At 29.9% G+C, this 18,803-nt stretch carries 15 protein-coding genes, 2 tRNA genes and 2 rRNA genes; 12 read left to right on the top strand and 7 right to left on the bottom strand.

Translation table 11 applies throughout. The features are described 5' to 3' along the window. Nucleotide 1: 1 nt before the first annotated feature. Nucleotides 2-430 (top strand): DUF1178 family protein, encoded by a 429-nt coding sequence (locus tag ACIJYE_RS00555; RefSeq protein WP_435090456.1) that lies wholly within the window; start codon nucleotides 2-4, stop codon nucleotides 428-430. Here ACIJYE_RS00555 and ubiG read toward each other — a convergent pair. Next, nucleotides 427-1,149 (bottom strand): bifunctional 2-polyprenyl-6-hydroxyphenol methylase/3-demethylubiquinol 3-O-methyltransferase UbiG, encoded by a 723-nt coding sequence (gene ubiG / locus ACIJYE_RS00560; protein WP_435090458.1) that lies wholly within the window; start codon nucleotides 1,147-1,149, stop codon nucleotides 427-429. The two genes, ACIJYE_RS00555 and ubiG, sit on opposite strands and share 4 nt — an antisense overlap. Before the next feature lie 75 nt (nucleotides 1,150-1,224). Here ubiG and ACIJYE_RS00565 point away from each other — a divergent pair, with 75 nt between their 5' ends. Genes ACIJYE_RS00565 through ACIJYE_RS00585 form a run of 5 tightly spaced genes read left to right on the top strand, consistent with a single transcriptional unit; the run spans nucleotide 1,225 to nucleotide 5,905 of the window. Next, nucleotides 1,225-2,436 (top strand): aspartate kinase, encoded by a 1,212-nt coding sequence (locus ACIJYE_RS00565; RefSeq protein WP_435090460.1) that lies wholly within the window; start codon nucleotides 1,225-1,227, stop codon nucleotides 2,434-2,436. A gap of 5 nt (nucleotides 2,437-2,441) precedes the next feature. Then, nucleotides 2,442-3,542 carry a flavodoxin-dependent (E)-4-hydroxy-3-methylbut-2-enyl-diphosphate synthase gene (ispG, locus tag ACIJYE_RS00570; protein ID WP_435090461.1) on the top strand — a complete coding sequence of 367 codons (1,101 nt, stop codon included), beginning with the start codon at nucleotides 2,442-2,444 and terminating at the stop codon, nucleotides 3,540-3,542. After that, entirely contained in the window at nucleotides 3,539-4,612 is a 1,074-nt protein-coding gene (gene prfA / locus ACIJYE_RS00575) for a peptide chain release factor 1 (protein ID WP_435090462.1), read from the top strand. The genes ispG and prfA overlap by 4 nt, the downstream gene beginning before the upstream one ends. Beyond that, nucleotides 4,613-5,455, top strand: a complete 843-nt coding sequence (prmC, locus tag ACIJYE_RS00580; RefSeq protein WP_435090464.1) for a peptide chain release factor N(5)-glutamine methyltransferase — start codon at nucleotides 4,613-4,615, stop codon at nucleotides 5,453-5,455. It begins immediately after the preceding gene. Between the two features lie 12 nt (nucleotides 5,456-5,467). Then, on the top strand, nucleotides 5,468-5,905 hold the full coding sequence (locus ACIJYE_RS00585) for a DUF4167 domain-containing protein (RefSeq protein ID WP_435090465.1): 438 nt from the start codon (nucleotides 5,468-5,470) through the stop codon (nucleotides 5,903-5,905). Here the strand turns inward: ACIJYE_RS00585 and ACIJYE_RS00590 are convergent. Continuing rightward, nucleotides 5,902-7,197 carry a peptidoglycan DD-metalloendopeptidase family protein gene (locus ACIJYE_RS00590; protein ID WP_435090466.1) on the bottom strand — a complete coding sequence of 432 codons (1,296 nt, stop codon included), beginning with the start codon at nucleotides 7,195-7,197 and terminating at the stop codon, nucleotides 5,902-5,904. The two genes, ACIJYE_RS00585 and ACIJYE_RS00590, sit on opposite strands and share 4 nt — an antisense overlap. 335 nt (nucleotides 7,198-7,532) lie before the next feature. Between ACIJYE_RS00590 and ACIJYE_RS00595 the strand changes: the two genes are divergently transcribed. The 6 genes from ACIJYE_RS00595 to ACIJYE_RS00620 all read left to right on the top strand — a co-directional run bounded on the left by ACIJYE_RS00595 (nucleotide 7,533) and on the right by ACIJYE_RS00620 (nucleotide 13,401). After that, a 16S ribosomal RNA gene (locus ACIJYE_RS00595) occupies nucleotides 7,533-9,007 on the top strand. Between the two features lie 98 nt (nucleotides 9,008-9,105). After that, nucleotides 9,106-9,182, top strand: a tRNA-Ile gene (locus ACIJYE_RS00600). Between the two features lie 9 nt (nucleotides 9,183-9,191). After that, nucleotides 9,192-9,267, top strand: a tRNA-Ala gene (locus ACIJYE_RS00605). Nucleotides 9,268-9,405: 138 nt separating this feature from the next. Continuing rightward, nucleotides 9,406-12,158: ribosomal RNA gene (locus ACIJYE_RS00610) — 23S ribosomal RNA — on the top strand. The 16S and 23S rRNA genes sit together here with 2 tRNA genes alongside, the layout of an rRNA operon. A 60-nt stretch (nucleotides 12,159-12,218) precedes the next feature. Continuing rightward, nucleotides 12,219-12,641 (top strand): adenylyl-sulfate kinase, encoded by a 423-nt coding sequence (locus ACIJYE_RS00615; protein ID WP_435090468.1) that lies wholly within the window; start codon nucleotides 12,219-12,221, stop codon nucleotides 12,639-12,641. Next, complete coding sequence (locus ACIJYE_RS00620) at nucleotides 12,634-13,401, top strand: class I SAM-dependent methyltransferase (protein WP_435090470.1); 768 nt, start codon at nucleotides 12,634-12,636, stop codon at nucleotides 13,399-13,401. Before ACIJYE_RS00615 ends, ACIJYE_RS00620 begins: the two co-directional genes overlap by 8 nt. A gap of 2 nt (nucleotides 13,402-13,403) precedes the next feature. Here the strand turns inward: ACIJYE_RS00620 and ACIJYE_RS00625 are convergent, their stop codons facing one another. From ACIJYE_RS00625 to ACIJYE_RS00645, 5 genes are read right to left on the bottom strand one after another with little or no spacing between them, the layout of a single operon-like run. After that, on the bottom strand, nucleotides 13,404-14,126 hold the full coding sequence (locus ACIJYE_RS00625) for a sugar phosphate nucleotidyltransferase (protein WP_435090472.1): 723 nt from the start codon (nucleotides 14,124-14,126) through the stop codon (nucleotides 13,404-13,406). Then, a complete protein-coding gene (locus ACIJYE_RS00630) occupies nucleotides 14,123-14,698 on the bottom strand; it encodes a gamma-glutamyl-gamma-aminobutyrate hydrolase family protein (RefSeq protein ID WP_435090473.1) in 576 nt (191 codons plus the stop codon). The genes ACIJYE_RS00625 and ACIJYE_RS00630 overlap by 4 nt, the downstream gene beginning before the upstream one ends. Nucleotides 14,699-14,700: 2 nt before the next feature. Then, the gene (locus ACIJYE_RS00635; protein ID WP_435090474.1) at nucleotides 14,701-16,998 is read right to left on the bottom strand and encodes a PEP-utilizing enzyme; all 2,298 of its coding nucleotides are present in this window, start codon (nucleotides 16,996-16,998) and stop codon (nucleotides 14,701-14,703) included. 4 nt (nucleotides 16,999-17,002) lie between these two features. Beyond that, complete coding sequence (locus ACIJYE_RS00640; protein WP_435090475.1) at nucleotides 17,003-17,893, bottom strand: sulfotransferase domain-containing protein; 891 nt, start codon at nucleotides 17,891-17,893, stop codon at nucleotides 17,003-17,005. Beyond that, nucleotides 17,890-18,780 (bottom strand): hypothetical protein, encoded by an 891-nt coding sequence (locus tag ACIJYE_RS00645; protein WP_435090476.1) that lies wholly within the window; start codon nucleotides 18,778-18,780, stop codon nucleotides 17,890-17,892. Before ACIJYE_RS00645 ends, ACIJYE_RS00640 begins: the two co-directional genes overlap by 4 nt. Nucleotides 18,781-18,803: the final 23 nt, after the last annotated feature.

The raw sequence follows: 18,803 nt of genomic DNA on the forward strand, positions 1-18,803 counted from the left end.
TATGATTAAATACAAACTTATATGTAAAGATTGTAAAACTACTTTTGATAGTTGGTTTGCTTCTTCCAGTAAATATGAAAAATTAAAGAAAAAAAATTTTTTAGTTTGTTACAATTGTAATTCACAAAAAGTTGAAAAATCTTTAATGGCACCACAACTAATTAATAGTAAAAAAAAATCAAAAGATCATTTAGATTCCATAAGATATAAAAATACAAATAAGATTCTAATGAATTATCAAAAATTTATTCAAGATAATTTTAAATATGTTGGTGAAAATTTTGCTTATGAAGCGAGATCTATTCACTACGATGAAAAAAAGAAAAAAAAGAATATTTATGGTAGTGCAACCAAACAAGATCTCAAAGAATTAAAAGAAGAAGGTATTGAAACTCAAATGATACCTTGGATAGATGATAAAAATAATTAATTTTTTTTAAACTTAGCAATATAATTTACAGATAAATCATTTGAGATATTCCATTCGTCTTTGACTATATTGAAATGCATTCCATCTAATTCGCATAAAGTTAAATTATTATTTTTTAAAATATTTTTAAGATCTTCTGGTTTTACAAATTTATCCCATTCATGCGTTCCTATAGGCAACCATTTCAAGATATATTCAGCACCAACAATTGCAAAAATATAAGACTTTAAAGTTTTATTGATGGTTGCAACAAACATAAGTCCATTTTTTTTTAGGAGTTTGGAACAAGATTTTAAAAAAAAATCAAGGTCTTTAACATGCTCAACTATTTCCATATTAAGGATAACATCAAATTTTTTATTGATCTTTAATTTTTCAGGAGATGAACATAAATATTTAATATTAAGCCCACTTTTTTTTGCATGTAATTTTGCAATTTTAATATTTTTAATCGAGGCATCTATTCCTGTTACACTGGCCCCCAATCTTTGCATGGGCTCAGATAATAACCCACCTCCACATCCAATATCTAGAATATTCATTTTTTTTAGAGGTTTAGTTTTATTTTTTAATTTAAAATTATTAACAATATTTTCTTTGATATATTTTATCCGAATAGGATTGAATTTATGAAGTGGCTTAAATTTTCCTTTTGGATTCCACCATTCGGTGGCTATTTTTGAAAATTTTTCTATTTCTTTTTTATTTACACTACTCATGATAGATAATTAGTTGACATAACAATTAAGATGTATTTTATCAATTATTATTTAAATAATAATTAAATTTGATCAATGAAAACTGTTGTACTAAAATTTGGTGGAACTTCTGTAGGAAGTATCGATAAAATTAAAAAAGTCTGTAAGATTATTGCTGCTTACAAAAAGAAAAAAAATAAAGTTCTGGTAATTTCATCTGCAATGAGCGGGGTTACAAATGATCTGGTCAATAAATCTAAGTTAATAAGCAATAATTTTGATAAAGCAGAATATGACACTTTATTGTCAACAGGCGAACAAGCATCTTGTGCCCTGATTGCTGGCAGGTTAAATCATAATGGATTTAGTTCAAGATCTTGGATGTCATGGCAGTTACCAATATTAACAGAGGGACCACATTCCAATGCAAGAATAAGCAAGGTAGTTGTGAAACAATTGCAAAGTTATTTAAAAAATGGAGGTATTCCAATTATTACTGGCTTTCAAGGTATTAACAATAAACTTAGATTAACAACTATTGGCAGAAGTGGTTCAGACGCCTCAGCAATAATGTTAGCTAAATTTATTAAAGCTGATGAGTGTATAATCTATACTGACGTCGATGGAGTTTATACAACTGATCCCAGACAATATAAAAATGCAAAAAAAATTAGAAAAATCTTTTATGATGAAATGCTTGAGATGGCATCATTAGGTTCAAAAGTAATGCAGCCAACATCAGTTCAGGATGCTAAATTAAATAACATTGATGTTCAGGTTAAATCTTCATTTGTCAATAAATCTGGAACATTGATAACTGGCTCTACCAAAGCTTTTAGTGACCAAATTATTACTGGTATTTCGTCAACAAAAAATGATGCCAAAATTACAATTGTTGGGGTTAAAGATAGACCAGGAATTGCAGCGTCTATCTTTAAACCTATGTCTCAAAATTTAATTAATGTAGACATGGTAATTCAAAATATTTCTTTAAATGGGAAAGAAACAGATTTAACTTTTACAATTAAATCTGAAGATTTAAAAAAAACAGAAAAACTAATTAAACAAAACAAAAAAATATCTTATAAAAAATTATCTTTTGATAAGGATGTATCAAAAGTTTCTATAATTGGAGTGGGCATGATAACTACACCAGGCATTACTTATAGAATGTTTCAAGCTTTAGCCTTAAAAAATATAAATATTTTAGTGATCTCGACATCAGAAATTAAAATTTCTGTTTTAATTTCATCCAAAAATGTAAAAAAAGCAGTAGCTGTTCTGCACAAAGAATTTAAACTAGACTAAATTTTATGAGCCTTAGGCCTTTCAGAAGTATTGATAGAAAAAAAACTAGAGTAATAAGTGTTGGTGATATAAAAATTGGAGGAAACAATCCTATTTCTGTTCAGTCAATGACCAATACTTTAACTACCGATATAAAATCAACTATTGAACAAATTAATGCAATTCATGAAGAGGGTGCAGATATTGTTAGAGTTTCATGTCCTGATGAAAAATCTTCACATGCTCTTAAAGAAATAAGTAAAAATGTTAAAATCCCAATAATTGCTGATATTCATTTTCATTACAAAAGAGCAATCGAAGCAGCAGAAAATGGAGCTAAATGTTTAAGAATAAATCCTGGAAATATTGGAGACAAAAAAAAAATTTATGATGTGCTGAGTGCTGCTAAAAATAATAATTGCTCAATTAGAATTGGAGTGAACGCAGGCTCTCTTGAGAGAGACATTTTAGAAAAATACAAAGAACCATGTCCAGAAGCGCTAGTTGAGAGTGCAATAAGAAATATAAAAATTCTAGAGGATCAAAATTTTTTTAATTTAAAAGTTAGCGTTAAATCTTCAGATGTTTTTTTGTCGATTGCTGCTTATCGACAACTTTCAAAAATGACTAACTATCCATTGCACCTAGGAATAACCGAGGCAGGAAGTTTTGTATCAGGAAGTGTGAAATCTTCTATAGGGTTAGGATCTTTACTTTTAGATGGAATTGGCGATACGATTAGAGTCTCTCTCTCAGATGACCCAGTTAAAGAGGTTAAAGTTGGAAATGAGATTTTAAAATCTTTAGGTTTGAAAAATAGAGGTGTAAAAATTATATCTTGTCCTTCATGTGCTAGACAAGCTTTTCAAGTAATTGATACTGTTAAGGTATTAGAAGAAAGACTGGCTCATATTAAAACACCAGTTACACTCTCAATTATTGGATGCGTTGTTAATGGCCCTGGAGAGGCTGCCATGACAGATGTAGGAATTACGGGTGGTGGAAATGGTAATAATATGCTCTATTTGTCTGGAGTCCAGAGTGAAAAAGTTTTAACAGATGAAATTATAAATAAAGTTGTTTCAGAAGTTGAAAAAAAAGCTTCTCAATTAGAAAAAAAATTATGATCCCCATAAAGACAATTGAAGAACTTATTTCAAAACATTCCAAGTTAGAAAAAGATTTGTCTTCTGGTGATATAGATAAAAAAATATTTGCAGAGAAATCCAAAGAATACTCAGATGTAAACGAGATTATACAAAATGCTAAAAATTATATATCTTTTGAAAATGATAAAAGAGAATTAGAAAAAATTTTAGAGGATAGCTCGACTGATGAAGAACTTAAAAGTATGGCAGAACAAGAATTGTTAGAATTAACTTCTAAATATGAAACAAACGAAAAAAAATTAAAATTATTCTTATTACCAAAAGATGAGGCTGATAAAAAAAATGCAATTATAGAAATTAGAGCTGGAACTGGTGGATTAGAAGCTAGTTTGTTTGCATCAGATCTTTTCAAAATGTATGAAAAAGTTAGTCATAAAAAAAAATGGGTACTAGAACTTATCTCTATTTCCAGAAGTGATGCTGGAGGTTTGAAAGAAGTAATAGCATCTATTAAGGGAACAAATATTTATTCTACATTAAAATATGAAAGTGGTGTTCATAGAGTTCAAAGAGTGCCAGATACTGAAACTCAAGGAAGAGTCCACACGTCTGCTGCAACAGTTGCTGTATTACCTGAGGCAGAGGAAGTAGATTTAAAAATAAATGACTCAGATTTAAGAATAGATGTATTTAGAGCTGGAGGACCTGGAGGACAATCTGTAAATACAACTGATAGCGCAGTAAGAATCACTCATATTCCAACAGGTTTATCTGTTTCACAACAAGATGAAAAATCTCAGCATAAGAATAAAGCAAAAGGTATGAAAATTTTAAGATCCCGATTATATGAGCTTGAGAGATCAAGAATAGATCAAGAAAGATCACAAGACAGAAAAACAAAAATCGGTACAGGAGATCGATCAGAAAGAATCAGAACTTATAATTTCCCACAAGGAAGAGTTACGGATCATAGAATTAATTTAACACTACATAGATTAGAAGAATTTTTAGAAGGGGAGGCATTTGATGAGATGATTGAGTCTTTAACTTTGCAAGCACAAGAAGATAGTTTGAGTAATTTAAAATAAATGAATATTCAATCAGCAATTATTGAGGGTGTAAATATTTTAAATAGCAAGTACATTCAAACTGCCCAATTAGATACTGAAATCTTAATGGCTAAAGCACTTGGAAAAGACAGAAAGTATATTATTTTAAATAATAATAAAAATTTGCTAGATGAAAATTTAGAATATTTTAAAAGATTGGTAAAAGAACGTTCTTATAGAAAACCAATCGCTCAAATTATTAATAAAAAGTTTTTTTGGAATTCAGAATTTTTTATAACAAGTGATACTTTGATACCAAGACCAGATACAGAATTATTGATAGAACAAATATTAAAGTTATCTAAGCATAAAAATAGAATGAATATACTAGATATTGGTGTTGGATCAGGGTGTATTCTTTTAAGTATTTTAAAAGAAAGAAAAAAATTTTATGGAACTGGAATAGATATTAGTAAAAACTGTTTAAATATAAGCAAAATAAATGCAAAAAATCTCCAGGTAGAAACAAGAACAAAATTTTATAAAACAAATGTTGACAAATTCTCTTTAGGCAAATATGATTTGATTGTATCTAATCCTCCTTATATTAATAAACATGATTTAAAATATTTGGAAAGAGATGTTGCTAAATATGAGCCAAAACTAGCTCTTGATGGTGGATTAGATGGTTTATCAGAAATCAGAAAAGTTATAATAAAATCATCTGAACTGATTAAAAAAAAAGGTAAATTTATTTTAGAGATTGGTTTTGATCAAAAAAATAAAGTAATTAATTTATTAAAAAAAGAAGGTTTTTATATAAACAGTACTTTGAAAGATTTTGCAAAGAATGATCGATGCATTGTCAGTACAAAAATATAATCAATTAGATTTATGGTGACATTTAGAAACAACAACAATAACATAAGAAGAAATAACTATAGAAGAAACGATAGAAGTTTCAAAAGTAATGGTGACAGGCCTAAATTCAGTTCAAATTACTCTAATAACGAAAATTTTAAAAGAAAAGCTCCTGGTAGAAATAACCATAATGCTCCAAAATTAATAGAAAAATACAATGATTTGGCTAGAGAGGCGCAATCAAATGGAGATAAAATTTTATCTGAAAATTATCTGCAGCACGCAGATCATTTTACTAGAATTTTAAATGAGCAAGAGTCCTTAAGAAAAGCAAAATTTGCTGAAAATAAAATAGAAAACGATCAGCCCCCTAAAGAAAAGAATGTTAGTGTGAATAGCACTTCCGAAGATAAAATTATAGACGAAACTCAAGAAAAAAAAATAGCTAAGTCTCAGCAAGAAATTAACTAATTTAAACCAATAATTTTTTCAGATTTAAGAACATCTAGCTTTATTCTGCTTGTTTCAAATATTTTTCTTTGCTCTCTTTTTAAAATTTTACCTGAAGGAAGTTTTAATTTTTGTGAATTAACTTTTTTTCCATTTACAATTACCTCATAATGCAAGTGTGGCCCAGTCGATTTTCCAGTTGAACCAACATAACCTATAGTTTGACCCTGTTTTACTCTTACTCCATTTTTAATTCCTCTAGCAAATTTTGACATATGAGCATAAATAGTTTCATATGTTGAATTGTGTCTAATTTTAACACAATTACCTCCTCCGCCACACCAACCAGCTTTTTTAATTATTCCATTTCCAGATGCCATAATGGGAGTTCCTTTTGGTGCTGCAAAATCAGTTCCCCTATGCATTTTGTTAAATCCATCTATTGGATGTTTTCTCATACCAAATGACGATGAGAGTCTTGCACCATTGATTGGTGTTTTCATCAAAGCTTTTTGTACACTTTTTCCATTTTTATCATAATGCCCCTCGTGTCCTTCGTTATCAAAGTAATATAAAGTATTATCTTGACCACTAAGTTTTAAGTTTGCAAAAAGTATCTCTCCAGTTTCTATAATTTCCCCTTTTTCATTTGAGAAAACTTCATACATCATCTGAAATTTATCTTGTTTTCTAATATCTCTTTGGAAATCAACTTGAAACCCATATATTCTTGCAAATTCAATTATAATATTAGCAGGTATATTTTCATCAGTCGCAGATTTATATAGACTTTGTAAAATTACATTTTCTTTATAAAAAATTTTTTTATCTAATTTAATAGATATTATTTTTTGGTTAAATTTATTATCATCAATATTTCTTATTAAATAAATTTTTTGAGTATTAGAAATTTGGAAAATAAATTCTTTAATCTTATTACTTGTTTGATCCAAACTAAATTGAATAATTTGTTGTGTATTCATTTTATTGAGATTTACTTTCTTAGATACAGAGTTTTTTATTTCTATTATTTCCTGTTGATCAATATTATAATTTTCTAATATTTTAACAAAAGTTTCTCCTGCTTTAATTTTATGTTTAATGGTTTTATATTTAGGCTCTAAATTATTAATTATGTGGTTAAGACTTTTTTTTAAATAAACATTATCTATAAAATTATTATAGTTCATTTGATTATAATTTTTATTATAGTTGAAGTGTCTAGTTGCTATAACTGCTATAATAATTAGAAAAACTAGAGAAAAAATTTCTATATTTTGTTTAATAATTTTTTTTTTAAAATTTTTTAACATTTAAAATAATTCAGCACATTACTATTAGATTAGAGATCTCAAAAAATCAAAAAAAACCCAATAAAAACGTTATTTTTTGCCTATATTTTTATTCTTAATTGCTTGATTTACTTTTATTTTAGCCTATAAGCACTGGACTTTCTCAGAAAAATTATTGTTCAACAATAAATTAATGAGGATTATTGGGCTTTTTTTACCCAATTAGCTATTTAAAAAGTAAAAATTTAAGAAGAGAAGTGTGGACGGTTAAGGTTACCAAAATTTGTCGTACACACTTCAACATTATATAAATTTTATTCTTAGAATTTATATAGAAGCTAGTGTGCGCCGTTTTTAAACTTGAGAGTTTGATCATGGCTCAGAACGTACGCTGGCGGCACGCCTAACACATGCAAGTCGAACGAAGTAGCAATACTTAGTGGCAGACGGGTGAGTAACATGTAGGTATCTGCCCTTTGGCCTGGAATAACACGAGGAAACTTGTGCTAATACCGGATAAGTCTTTACGGAGAAAGCTTTATGCACCATTGGATGAGCCTGCACTTGATTAGTTTGTTGGTGGGGTAATGGCCTACCAAGACTGTGATCAATAGCTGATTTGAGAGGATGATCAGCCACATTGGGACTGAGACACGGCCCAAACTCCTACGGGAGGCAGCAGTGGGGAATCTTGCACAATGGAGGAAACTCTGATGCAGCGATGCCGCGTGAGTGAAGAAGGCCTTTGGGTTGTAAAGCTCTTTCGTCGGGGAAGAAAATGACTGTACCCGAATAAGAAGGTCCGGCTAACTTCGTGCCAGCAGCCGCGGTAATACGAAGGGACCTAGCGTAGTTCGGAATTACTGGGCTTAAAGAGTTCGTAGGTGGTTGAAAAAGTTAGTGGTGAAATCCCAGAGCTTAACTCTGGAACTGCCATTAAAACTTTTCAGCTAGAGTATGATAGAGGAAAGCAGAATTTCTAGTGTAGAGGTGAAATTCGTAGATATTAGAAAGAATACCAATTGCGAAGGCAGCTTTCTGGATCATTACTGACGCTGAGGAACGAAAGCATGGGTAGCGAAGAGGATTAGATACCCTCGTAGTCCATGCCGTAAACGATGTGTGTTAGACGTTGGAAATTTATTTTCAGTGTCGCAGGGAAACCGATAAACACACCGCCTGGGGAGTACGACCGCAAGGTTAAAACTCAAATGAATTGACGGGGACCCGCACAAGTAGTGGAGCATGTGGTTTAATTCGAAGATACGCGCAGAACCTTACCAACACTTGACATGTTCGTCGCGACTCTAAGAGATTAGAGTTTTCGGTTCGGCCGGACGAAACACAGGTGCTGCATGGCTGTCGTCAGCTCGTGTCGTGAGATGTTGGGTTAAGTCCCGCAACGAGCGCAACCCTCACTTTTAGTTGCCATCATTAAGTTGGGCACTCTGAAAGAACTGCCAGTGATAAGCTGGAGGAAGGTGGGGATGACGTCAAGTCCTCATGGCCCTTACGTGTTGGGCTACACACGTGCTACAATGGTATCTACAACAGGAAGCAAGACTGCGAAGTTAAGCAAATCCCGAAAAGATACCTCAGTTCGGATTGCACTCTGCAACTCGAGTGCATGAAGCTGGAATTACTAGTAATCGTAGATCAGCGTGCTACGGTGAATGCGTTCCCGGGTCTTGTACACACCGCCCGTCACACCATGGGAGTTGGTTCTACCTTAAGGCAAGGTTTTAAACCCTTGACCACGGTATAGTCAGCGACTGGGGTGAAGTCGTAACAAGGTAGCCGTAGGGGAACCTGCGGCTGGATTACCTCCTTTCTAAGGATGAATGAAAGTAAAATTTTATTCTAAATAATATACATCGGTAATGTTGACCGTCCTCATTTCTCTTCTTAAAGTAATGTTTCCTTCTTGTAGGGCCGGTAGCTCAGTTGGTTAGAGCACACCCTTGATAAGGGTGGGGTCGAAAGTTCGAGTCTTTCTCGGCCCACCATACTTAACTGGGGGATTAGCTCAGCTGGGAGAGCGCCTGATTTGCATTCAGGAGGTCAGCGGTTCGATCCCGCTATCCTCCACCAGGAAACATTTAGTTATATAAAATTGTGAATATAAATAATAATTAATATCAATATCTATATCCGAACATTAGTAATGTTATTAGCTAATGTTCAAAATAAAAATTTGATTCAACATAGAAAAATTTTTTTCTGTGCATAAATCAAGCGTTTAAGGGCGTGTAGTGGATGCCTTGGCACTGAAAGCCGATGAAGGACGTGATATACTGCGATAAGTTTCGGGGAGCTGTATGTAAGTTTTGATCCGAAAATTTCCGAATGGGGAAACCCACCACTTTATGTGGTACTTTAAACTGAATACATAGGTTTAAAGAGACAACCTGGAGAACTGAAACATCTAAGTAACCAGAGGAAAAGAAATCAATTGAGATTCCGTTAGTAGTGGCGAGCGAACGCGGACTAGGCCAGTAGTTTTGTTAAAAAAATTTGAATAGTTTGGAAATGCTAACCATAGAGGGTGATAGTCCCGTATGAGTAATGTTTAACAAAATTCTTGAGTAAAGCGGGACACGTGAAATCCTGCTCGAATATAGGGGGACCACCCTCTAAGCCTAAATACTCTTCAGTGACCGATAGTGAACTAGTACCGTGAGGGAAAGGTGAAAAGAACCCCTATTAGGGGAGTGAAATAGAACCTGAAACTGCATGCCTACAATCAGTCGAAGCTCTTTTTAGAGTGACGGCGTACCTTTTGTATAATGGGTCAGTGACTTAATTTATTAAGCAAGCTTAAGCCATCTAGGTGTAGGCGCAGCGAAAGCAAGTCTTAATAGGGCGATTAGTTTAATGAATTAGACCCGAAAACGAATGAGCTTACCATGAGCAGGTTGAAAGTTGGGTAACACCAACCGGAGGACCGAACCAGTTGACGTTGAAAAGTCTTTGGATGACTTGTGGTAAGGGGTGAAAGGCCAACCAAATTCGTAGATAGCTGGTTTTCCGCGAAAACTATTTAGGTAGTGCGTTGAATAAATAGATGTTTAGAGGTAGAGCACTAAATGGGCTAGGGGGAAGAGATTCTTACCAAACCTAATAAAACTCCGAATGCTAGACATTGTTCTTCAACAGACAGACTGTGGGTGCTAAGGTCCATGGTCGAGAGGGAAAGAGCCCAGACCACCAGATAAGGTCCCAAAATTATGATTAAGTGTGAAAGGATGTGGAAATTCCTTAACAGCCGGGAGGTTGGCTTAGAAGCAGCCATCCTTTAAAGATAGCGTAACAGCTCACCGGTCTAATAGAGTTTCTGCGCCGAAGATGTAACGGGGCTAAAATCATATACCGAATCTGTGGGTTTATAAAACTTTCGAGTTTTATAAGCGGTAGCGGAACGTTCTGTAAGCCTGTGAAGGGATACCCGTGAGGGATCCTGGAGGTATCAGAAGTGCGAATGCTGACATAAGTAACGATAAAAGAAGTGAAAAACTTCTTCGCCGAAAATCCAAGGGTTTCTGCGCAAGGTTAATCCGCGCAGAGTTAGTCGGCACCTAAGGCGAGGGCGAAAGCCGTAGTCGATGGAAATAAGGTTAATATTCCTTAACCAGATGGTAGTGACGGATCTTGTAAGTTGTGAGTTCTTAATGGATTGAACTTGCCGCGAAAAGGTTCCAAGAAATAGCTCCATCATTAGACCGTACCCTAAACCGACACAGGTGGATTAATAGAGTATATTTAGGCGCTTGAGAGAATGATGTTGAAGGAACTCGGCAAAATGCTTCCGTAACTTCGGGATAAGGAAGACCTTTTTGTAGGCAACTATAAAAGGGTGGCACAAGCCAGGGAGAAGCGACTGTTTATCAAAAACACAGGGCTCTGCTAACACGTAAGTGGATGTATAGGGTCTGACGCCTGCCCGGTGCTGGAAGGTTAATGCGGTTGGTGCAAGCTAACTTCTGAAGCCCCAGTAAACGGCGGCCGTAACTATAACGGTCCTAAGGTAGCGAAATTCCTTGTCGGGTAAGTTCCGACCTGCATGAATGGCGTAACGATTTCTCCGCTGTCTCCAACATCAACTCAGTGAAATTGAATTCTCCGTGAAGATGCGGAGTTCGCGTAGTTAGACGGAAAGACCCCGTGCACCTTTACTGCAACTTTACATTGGTATTAGGAAAAACATATTTAGTATAGGAGGGAGACATTGAAGCAAAAGCGTCAGCTTTTGTGGAGTCACCAGTGAAATACCTCTTTTGTTTTTCTTGGTATCTAACCGATTGCCGTCATCCGGCATCGAGACATTGTATGGTGGGTAGTTTGACTGGGGCGGTCGCCTCCCAAATAGTAACGGAGGCGTGCGAAGGTAGGCTCAGAACGGTCAGAAATCGTTCGTAGAGTGCAATGGCATAAGCCTGCCTGACTGTGAGACTGACAAGTCGAGCAGAGACGAAAGTCGGTCATAGTGATCCGGTGGTTCTGAGTGGAAGGGCCATCGCTCAACGGATAAAAGGTACGCCGGGGATAACAGGCTGATACTGCCCAAGAGCTCATATCGACGGCAGTGTTTGGCACCTCGATGTCGGCTCATCACATCCTGGGGCTGGAGCAGGTCCCAAGGGTTTGGCTGTTCGCCAATTAAAGTGGTACGTGAGCTGGGTTCAGAACGTCGTGAGACAGTTCGGTCCCTATCTGCTATGCGTGTAGAAGAATTGAGAGGAGTTGACCCTAGTACGAGAGGACCGGGTTGAACATACCACTGGTGGACCGGTTGTAGCGCCAGCTGCAGTGCCGGGTAGCTAAGTATGGACGAGATAACTGCTGAAAGCATCTAAGCGGGAAACTCACCTCAAAACTAGTTCTTCCTATAGAGCCGTGGTAGACCACCACGTTGATAGGCTGGATGTGGAAGCGCAGTAATGCGTGCAGCTGACCAGTACTAATAGCTCAATTGGCTTGATTTATGCACTGAAAAAAATTTTTAATTTAATTCAAAAATATAGATATTAGTTTAAAATGTTTTAATGACTAAAGGATTATGGCTTTTTGGCCTTTCTGGTTCAGGTAAAACTTATTTATCAAAAAAAATTTCAAAAAAACTAAAAAATCCATTTATTATTGATGGAGATGAAATAAGAAAGCTTATAAGTGTTGATCTTGGTTATAAAAGATCTGATAGAATAAAACAGAACAAAAGAGTTCTTGGCTTAGCTAAAATTGTAATTAAAAACAAATATTATCCAATAATTTCAAGCGTCTATTTAGATCCTAAAATTTTTGCAGAAGCAAAAAAAGCAAAAATTAGAGTGATTAATGTATTTCGGTCAAAAAATTTTATAAATCAAAAATTAAGAAATAAAAAAAACGTTGTAGGTAAATATATTAAGCAACCAAAATTAAAATGTGAAATTTTCAATAACTCTGGTAGGGTAAATTTGAATGTCTAGTATAATTCAATTAGGAAACTTTGACAAATTAGCTAAAGCTTATAGAGAAAGTAGACCGGGTTATTCAAAAGAAATTATTTTTTTATTAAAATCTCTTTTATCTTCAAGGAAACAAAAGATTACAAGTTTAGATCTTGGAAGTGGTACGGGCTTATTTACAAAAGAAATTTCAAAAATTTCAAAGCAAGTCATCGGTGTTGAATTGAGTAAAGAAATGATAGCAAATGCTTATAAAATTGGTAATGTTAGATATTTAAATTCATCAGCTGACAATATTAAACTCAAAAAAAAATTTGATGTTTTTTCATCTGCCTCTTGCTTTCATTGGTTTGATAATTCTAAAATTACAAAACTTGTAAATACAAACTTAAAAGATAATGGCTTTTTTATCATTTGTTATAATTCTAGAAAAATTTCCAGTAATTCATTTTTAAAAAAAGTAGAAAAGAAAATTTATAATTTGAATAAAAAGTTTAAATCAAGAATATCAAGTGGGCAATCTAAATTTGTAAAAAAAAAAATAAATGACTTTATGAAAAAATCCAAACTTCGGGGCCCTATTTATTTTGAATTTACACATTTTGAAAAATTTTCAAAAAAAAGATATTTTACAGTTTGGGAGAGTTCCAATGAATTTAGAAACAAGTTAGGAAACGAAAATTACAAAATATTTTTAAAGTGGTTAAATTCAAATTTTCCAAAAAAGGGTATTAACGCAGAGTATGTAAATAAGTGTTGGTTGTTGCAAAAAACTTCATAAAATCATATACTCTTTTTTAAATATTTTAGATCCGAAATATTATCTACTTCATACCAATAATTTTTAAAAATTGAATAATTATAAGTTGCTACTTTTGCTTTTATTGTTTCATTAATAAAATGTGTCAGGCTAATTTTTTTATTATTCATTTTTTTATAATACTTCTCTAATTTGATAAAAGTTTTCTTTTCAAATTTTAAGATACCCATATACTGATATTTAGGCAGTTTTTTTCCAATTTTATCACCAATACTTATTAATTTTCTTTTTGAAACTATTAAATCCTCAGCATCTTCTCTTATTTTATTTATTGTTGAATATCTTTTTTTCCATGATTGCAACCAATTAGCGTTTACAGCTATTATATTTCCTCTAAGCTTTTTTATTTTTTTAATTATCTTTTGATCAAAATAAATATCACTATACATAATAACAATATCACCTTGTTTTAGCTTTTTTTTACACAGCATCAAAGATTCTACCATGTTTGTATTTAAAAAGTTTTTGTTTCTTACATAATTTATTTTTTTTTTGCCAACATGTTTTTCAACTAAATTTGCTTTATAGCCTGTTGAAATAATTATGTTATCACCCTCATCAAAATTAAGGATTAAATAATCTAATAAAGTTTTTTTATTTTTGATAATTGTTAAACATTTTGGCTTTTTTTTAGTTAACTCATTTAACCTGGAACCTCTACCTGAAGCCAATACTATAAAATTCATAAATATTTTTTTAAAAATTGAATGTCAAATTTTTTTATTTTTTTATATCGCTCCGGGTGCCACATAATCCCAAGCATTGCCTTTTCTTTATGCCGAAATGCTTCTATAGAGCCATCTTTTGATTTAAATAAAATATTAAATTTTTTACTAATTTTTATTATCTTATAATTGTGAAAACTGTTTACTAAGAATTTATTTTCATTTTTTGAGAAAATAAAATGATTTTTAGCTACATGATTTTTGTCCAGAGTAAGTTTTCCTCTAAATTTGAATGCTAAAAATTGAGCACCATAGCATATGGCAAAAAATTTAATATTTTTTTTAATTGCAAGATTTAGATAATAGTTTTCAATTTTTGCTCTTTCTTTGTCCTTTTTTTGTTTTGAAAATTTTAAAAGATCATTACCTCCTGAGCTTACAATTAAATCAAATAATTCAACTTTAAAATCATTTAAAACTATTATTTTAGGCTTATTAAATAATTTGTTTAAAAAAATTAATAATGATTTGTTTATCGAGTAATAAATTGATTTATTTTTTTCTGTTACTGTAGGTATTATTCCAATTTTCATTTTTAAATTATCTGCAAATCTTTTTCTTCACAATTAAGAAACACATTATTGGCTTTTGTTAATTTATTAAAATTTTTATCCCCAATACCAATTGCAGCAGGTATTCCAATTTCATTACATCTTATGAACATATGTGAATTCGGTCCACCGTATGCAGTTATTAATCCGCGAATTTTTTTAGAAAAAATAAAATCATAACCTGGATCTGCATTTTTAATGAGAACAATTTTATTATTTAAGTTTAAATTTAAATTTTTTTCATCTAGAAGGACTGTTTTTCCAAAAATATTTTTTGCTCCAACATATGTTGCTTTGCTATTATTTTCAGTAAATAAAAAAACATCATTTTCATTTTTAATTATATTTGGAAATTTTATGTTTTGATTAAAAAAATAATCTTTTTTGTTTTTTTTAATTTCTGTTTTCAAAATATCTTTTATCTGTCTATATATAAAATTATTATATAGATTTAAAATAACACTAATGTTTAAATATGATAAATCACTTTTGTTAATTTTAGCTTTTTTACTAATCAAAATTATTTGTTTAAAAATTTCATTAACACAGTATGTAAAATTAAACTTTGATTGTTCTCTAGAAATAATACTTAATTTCAAAAAACTTAAAAACTCATCAGTTTTATGATTAATTTTATATTTTTTTAAATACTTTGAAATATTTTTTTTGATTTTAGGATCAAACTCAAATTTTTTTTTTGGGGAGAGATTTTTATTATTGCTATTAGCAAAATAATTGCTGTAATTATCTTTATAATTTTTTGAACTAATTTCGTAAGTATTAGGTCTAATATGTCCATATATATCTAAAAATTTTTTTTTATTAAGTTTAATTGAATCTTTATTAAGTTTGCTTGCAATAGTTTCTAAGGAATTTAAAAATTGATAATGTTGTTTTGAGGAAATTATTTTTTTATATTTCATACTGTCTAAAAATTGTACTGAAATAAAAGCCAATCTAGCAATGTTAGCGAATGGGAGAGTTCCATAAATTTTACATAAATTTATTAATTTATGAATTTTGTTAATAGGATGTAATTTTTCTTTGATTATTATTTTTGTCTTTTTTATTATTTGATTTGAAATATTAATGTTTTCATTAAGACATTTAATTGATTTATTAGTTAGATTTAATAACGATTTTTTAATTTGGAAAATTTCTTCATCAGAAAAATTGAATTTTTTTAATATTTTAATTTTTTCGTTTGATGAAAAATCAATAGAGGAAAAAACTAATTTACTCTCAATTTTATCGTAATAAAAATCTGGTTTTTTTTTAAAACTTTTTAAATAATAGTTTAGAAGTTTGTATTTTAAATTTTCATCTAAATCGTTAGGTATAAATGAATACAGAGATAGCCCAACATCAACATATGGTTTACCCATAAATTCGTGAATTAAAGGTAAATTCATACAATCTGAATATCCTAATTCATTTCTACTTTTTGACCATATTTGATTTGTAATTAGTTCTTTGTAGAGCGAAGTGGCCAAGGGTTTTGGATTAAGACCTAAGATTTCTGCAGGATTCCAGTCGGTCATATTTGAGTAAATTGTTTTATTTATATTTAATAAATTTTTATCATTTAGCATTTTTTTTAGTTTCTTTTTCAAATCATATAAAATTTTATATGAAATATTGTTAAATTTTTTCTGTGAATTTAATTTTCTTATTTGAAAAATTTTTATTTGTTTTTTTTTATTTATTGAAAATTCTATATCAAGATTTTTTGACTTGAATTTTTTTTGAATCTCGAGTGAGGTTTGTATAATTTTTTTTATATATAAATTTTTAATTATAGAGGGTTTTAATTTTGAAAAAAATACAAAGTAATTTCCATTAATGCTGCCTGAAGTAATTTTATTTGTTGCTTTACCTTTAAAAAAATTTATTGTTAAGTAATTTTCAAATCCGCTTAGACCCTGAGTAAATACAACTCCACTGAAAAAAGAATCCTTAATATACTTCTGGACAATAATATATCCATTTTTTTTTTTGTACTTTGAAAAAATTGTATTAATTTTTTCATTAATTTTATTATCATTTTTTACTATCAGACTGTCGTATTTTCCTGCGTTACTTAAAAGATTGTCTTCGTCAAAAGCAGCTGATCTTAAAATTAATTTTTTTTCATTAAAAAAATTTAAATTGATTGTGTTTAAAATAAATTTTTGATTTTTTTTGAAATTGTTTGAGTTTATAATAATAAATTTTGGTACATCAAAACCAAAATTTTTTGCTTTACTTAAATTTTTAATTTTATTTGGTAATTTATTATTCATTTATTTACAAATCAAATGAAGTTAAATTTTTTAATTTTGTTTTAGTTTTTAAATAATATTTAGTTAGGTACTTCTCACTATTTATTGGTATTTTTGGAACTTTATATTGAATATTTCTCTTTAATTCTAAAAGCTTCTTTTTTTGTAATGATGAAAAGTTTTTAGTTTCAATTTTTTTTCTTGATCTAATTTTTTCAATGATGGGATTTAAATTATTTTTAAATTGTTTTCTTAATAAAGATTGTTTTAACTTATCCTTAACATAGAAACTTGAAAAGCTTGGAACTTTTTTTAATTTTATATTTTTTACATTTAAAAAATTAAAAATTTTTTTAAAATTTATATCTGGATTCTTATTTAAATCTTCAGAATTAATTATCAAAATATTTGTATTATTAAATTTTTTAAAAATATGTTTGAGATATTTAGTGTAATTACTTCTATCCAGGTAAGAAAATGGCTTAATTCTTTTTAAAACTTTATTTAATTTTTTATTTCTTTCTCTCTCAGTAGTTATTGCTTTATAAAAGGAAAGTTTTTCCCAACCATTTAAAACAGAATATCTATAATCGGCCCAAGTTCTTGAAATTCTATCTCTCAAAACTATGATTAATTTAACTTTTTTATCGAATTTATACAATCTATTTAATCCTTTTTTGCTGGAAAATAATTGTGATGAGTGTTCAATTATAATTTTATTATTATTTTTTTTAAAAAATTTTTTGTACCACTCAATTCCTTTTTTTTGGTATAAAAAATCGTTTACAAAAAAATTATATTCTCGTCCATCCTCTTTTTTAATTAATCTTATCTGAGGATGTTGTTTCAAACTTTCAGATAAAAAAGTTGTACCACAAGCATATCCGCCGCAAATAATAAAAAAATTATGTTTCATTTACAATAATTATACATTTTATTATAATATTTTTTTCCAAAACCAAATTTTAGTAAAGTTTTTATATAAATTTGGATAATTATTTGCAAAAATTTTCTTCTAAATTGAATTTTTTTTTTTTTTAAATTAAAAATATTAATATTATTTAATATTAATTTTGAGGCTCCCATTGATTTTTTGAATGAATCTGCGTCTGTTCCAAGAAATATATATTTTATCTGTCTATCAATTGAAATTTTAACTATTTCAGAAAATATTTTATGATGACATGGTAAATCAGATTTATTACATGCCCCAGCAATATAATAAAGAGAATTATTGTAATCTAAAAAAAGTGAACTTCCAAGCATTTTATTTTGATGATAACTAAATAATAAAATTAAATTTTTTTTAAATATTTTTTTTAACAAAAGAAAGTATTTGTAAGGGTAAGGCATTTGGCTGAAATATTTTATTTTTGTATTAAAGTATAATTTATAAAATTTTTTTAATTTAAATTCGTTCTTAACACAAACATCTTTTCTTAAATTTCTTTTAAAATTTGAATTTAGATTTTTTAGAAAATTTTCATAATTATCAATTTCCAAATAATAATAATTTGAAAATTTACCTTCATAATTAAGATTATTTTTCGATAAAACTTTTATAGTATTTTGCTCAAAATCATATTTAGATAAATTTAAATTAATATTATCATTCAATGAGAAATATGAAAAATCTGTATTTGGGAGTGAAATAGATCTCCTCGAAATAAAGTCTTTATGTTCAATAAATGGTATCTCATAATTATCTTTAGAAAAATATTGGATATTTATTCTATATAATTGATTAATTAATCTGTGCCATTTTTTTGAAGTAAACAAAAAATCGTTATTCTTTAATTGCATTTTTTAAACTATAAGTCTTATAA

It is taken from the genome of Candidatus Pelagibacter bacterium nBUS_30 (genome assembly GCF_051201245.1).
In the GTDB taxonomy this organism is placed as follows: domain Bacteria; phylum Pseudomonadota; class Alphaproteobacteria; order Pelagibacterales; family Pelagibacteraceae; genus Pelagibacter.

What these genes read in the sequence shown, in the direction of transcription:
- ACIJYE_RS00615 (WP_435090468.1), top strand. Translation starts at nt 12,219, where the DNA reads ATGACTAAAGGATTATGGCTTTTTGGCCTTTCTGGTTCAGGTAAAACT.
- ACIJYE_RS00590 (WP_435090466.1), bottom strand. Translation starts at nt 7,197, where the DNA reads ATGTTAAAAAATTTTAAAAAAAAAATTATTAAACAAAATATAGAAATT.
- ACIJYE_RS00620 (WP_435090470.1), top strand. Translation starts at nt 12,634, where the DNA reads ATGTCTAGTATAATTCAATTAGGAAACTTTGACAAATTAGCTAAAGCT.
- ACIJYE_RS00645 (WP_435090476.1), bottom strand. Translation starts at nt 18,780, where the DNA reads ATGCAATTAAAGAATAACGATTTTTTGTTTACTTCAAAAAAATGGCAC.
- prfA (WP_435090462.1), top strand. Translation starts at nt 3,539, where the DNA reads ATGATCCCCATAAAGACAATTGAAGAACTTATTTCAAAACATTCCAAG.
- ACIJYE_RS00585 (WP_435090465.1), top strand. Translation starts at nt 5,468, where the DNA reads ATGGTGACATTTAGAAACAACAACAATAACATAAGAAGAAATAACTAT.
- prmC (WP_435090464.1), top strand. Translation starts at nt 4,613, where the DNA reads ATGAATATTCAATCAGCAATTATTGAGGGTGTAAATATTTTAAATAGC.
- ispG (WP_435090461.1), top strand. Translation starts at nt 2,442, where the DNA reads ATGAGCCTTAGGCCTTTCAGAAGTATTGATAGAAAAAAAACTAGAGTA.
- ACIJYE_RS00635 (WP_435090474.1), bottom strand. Translation starts at nt 16,998, where the DNA reads ATGAATAATAAATTACCAAATAAAATTAAAAATTTAAGTAAAGCAAAA.
- ACIJYE_RS00630 (WP_435090473.1), bottom strand. Translation starts at nt 14,698, where the DNA reads ATGAAAATTGGAATAATACCTACAGTAACAGAAAAAAATAAATCAATT.
- ubiG (WP_435090458.1), bottom strand. Translation starts at nt 1,149, where the DNA reads ATGAGTAGTGTAAATAAAAAAGAAATAGAAAAATTTTCAAAAATAGCC.
- ACIJYE_RS00640 (WP_435090475.1), bottom strand. Translation starts at nt 17,893, where the DNA reads ATGAAACATAATTTTTTTATTATTTGCGGCGGATATGCTTGTGGTACA.
- ACIJYE_RS00565 (WP_435090460.1), top strand. Translation starts at nt 1,225, where the DNA reads ATGAAAACTGTTGTACTAAAATTTGGTGGAACTTCTGTAGGAAGTATC.
- ACIJYE_RS00555 (WP_435090456.1), top strand. Translation starts at nt 2, where the DNA reads ATGATTAAATACAAACTTATATGTAAAGATTGTAAAACTACTTTTGAT.
- ACIJYE_RS00625 (WP_435090472.1), bottom strand. Translation starts at nt 14,126, where the DNA reads ATGAATTTTATAGTATTGGCTTCAGGTAGAGGTTCCAGGTTAAATGAG.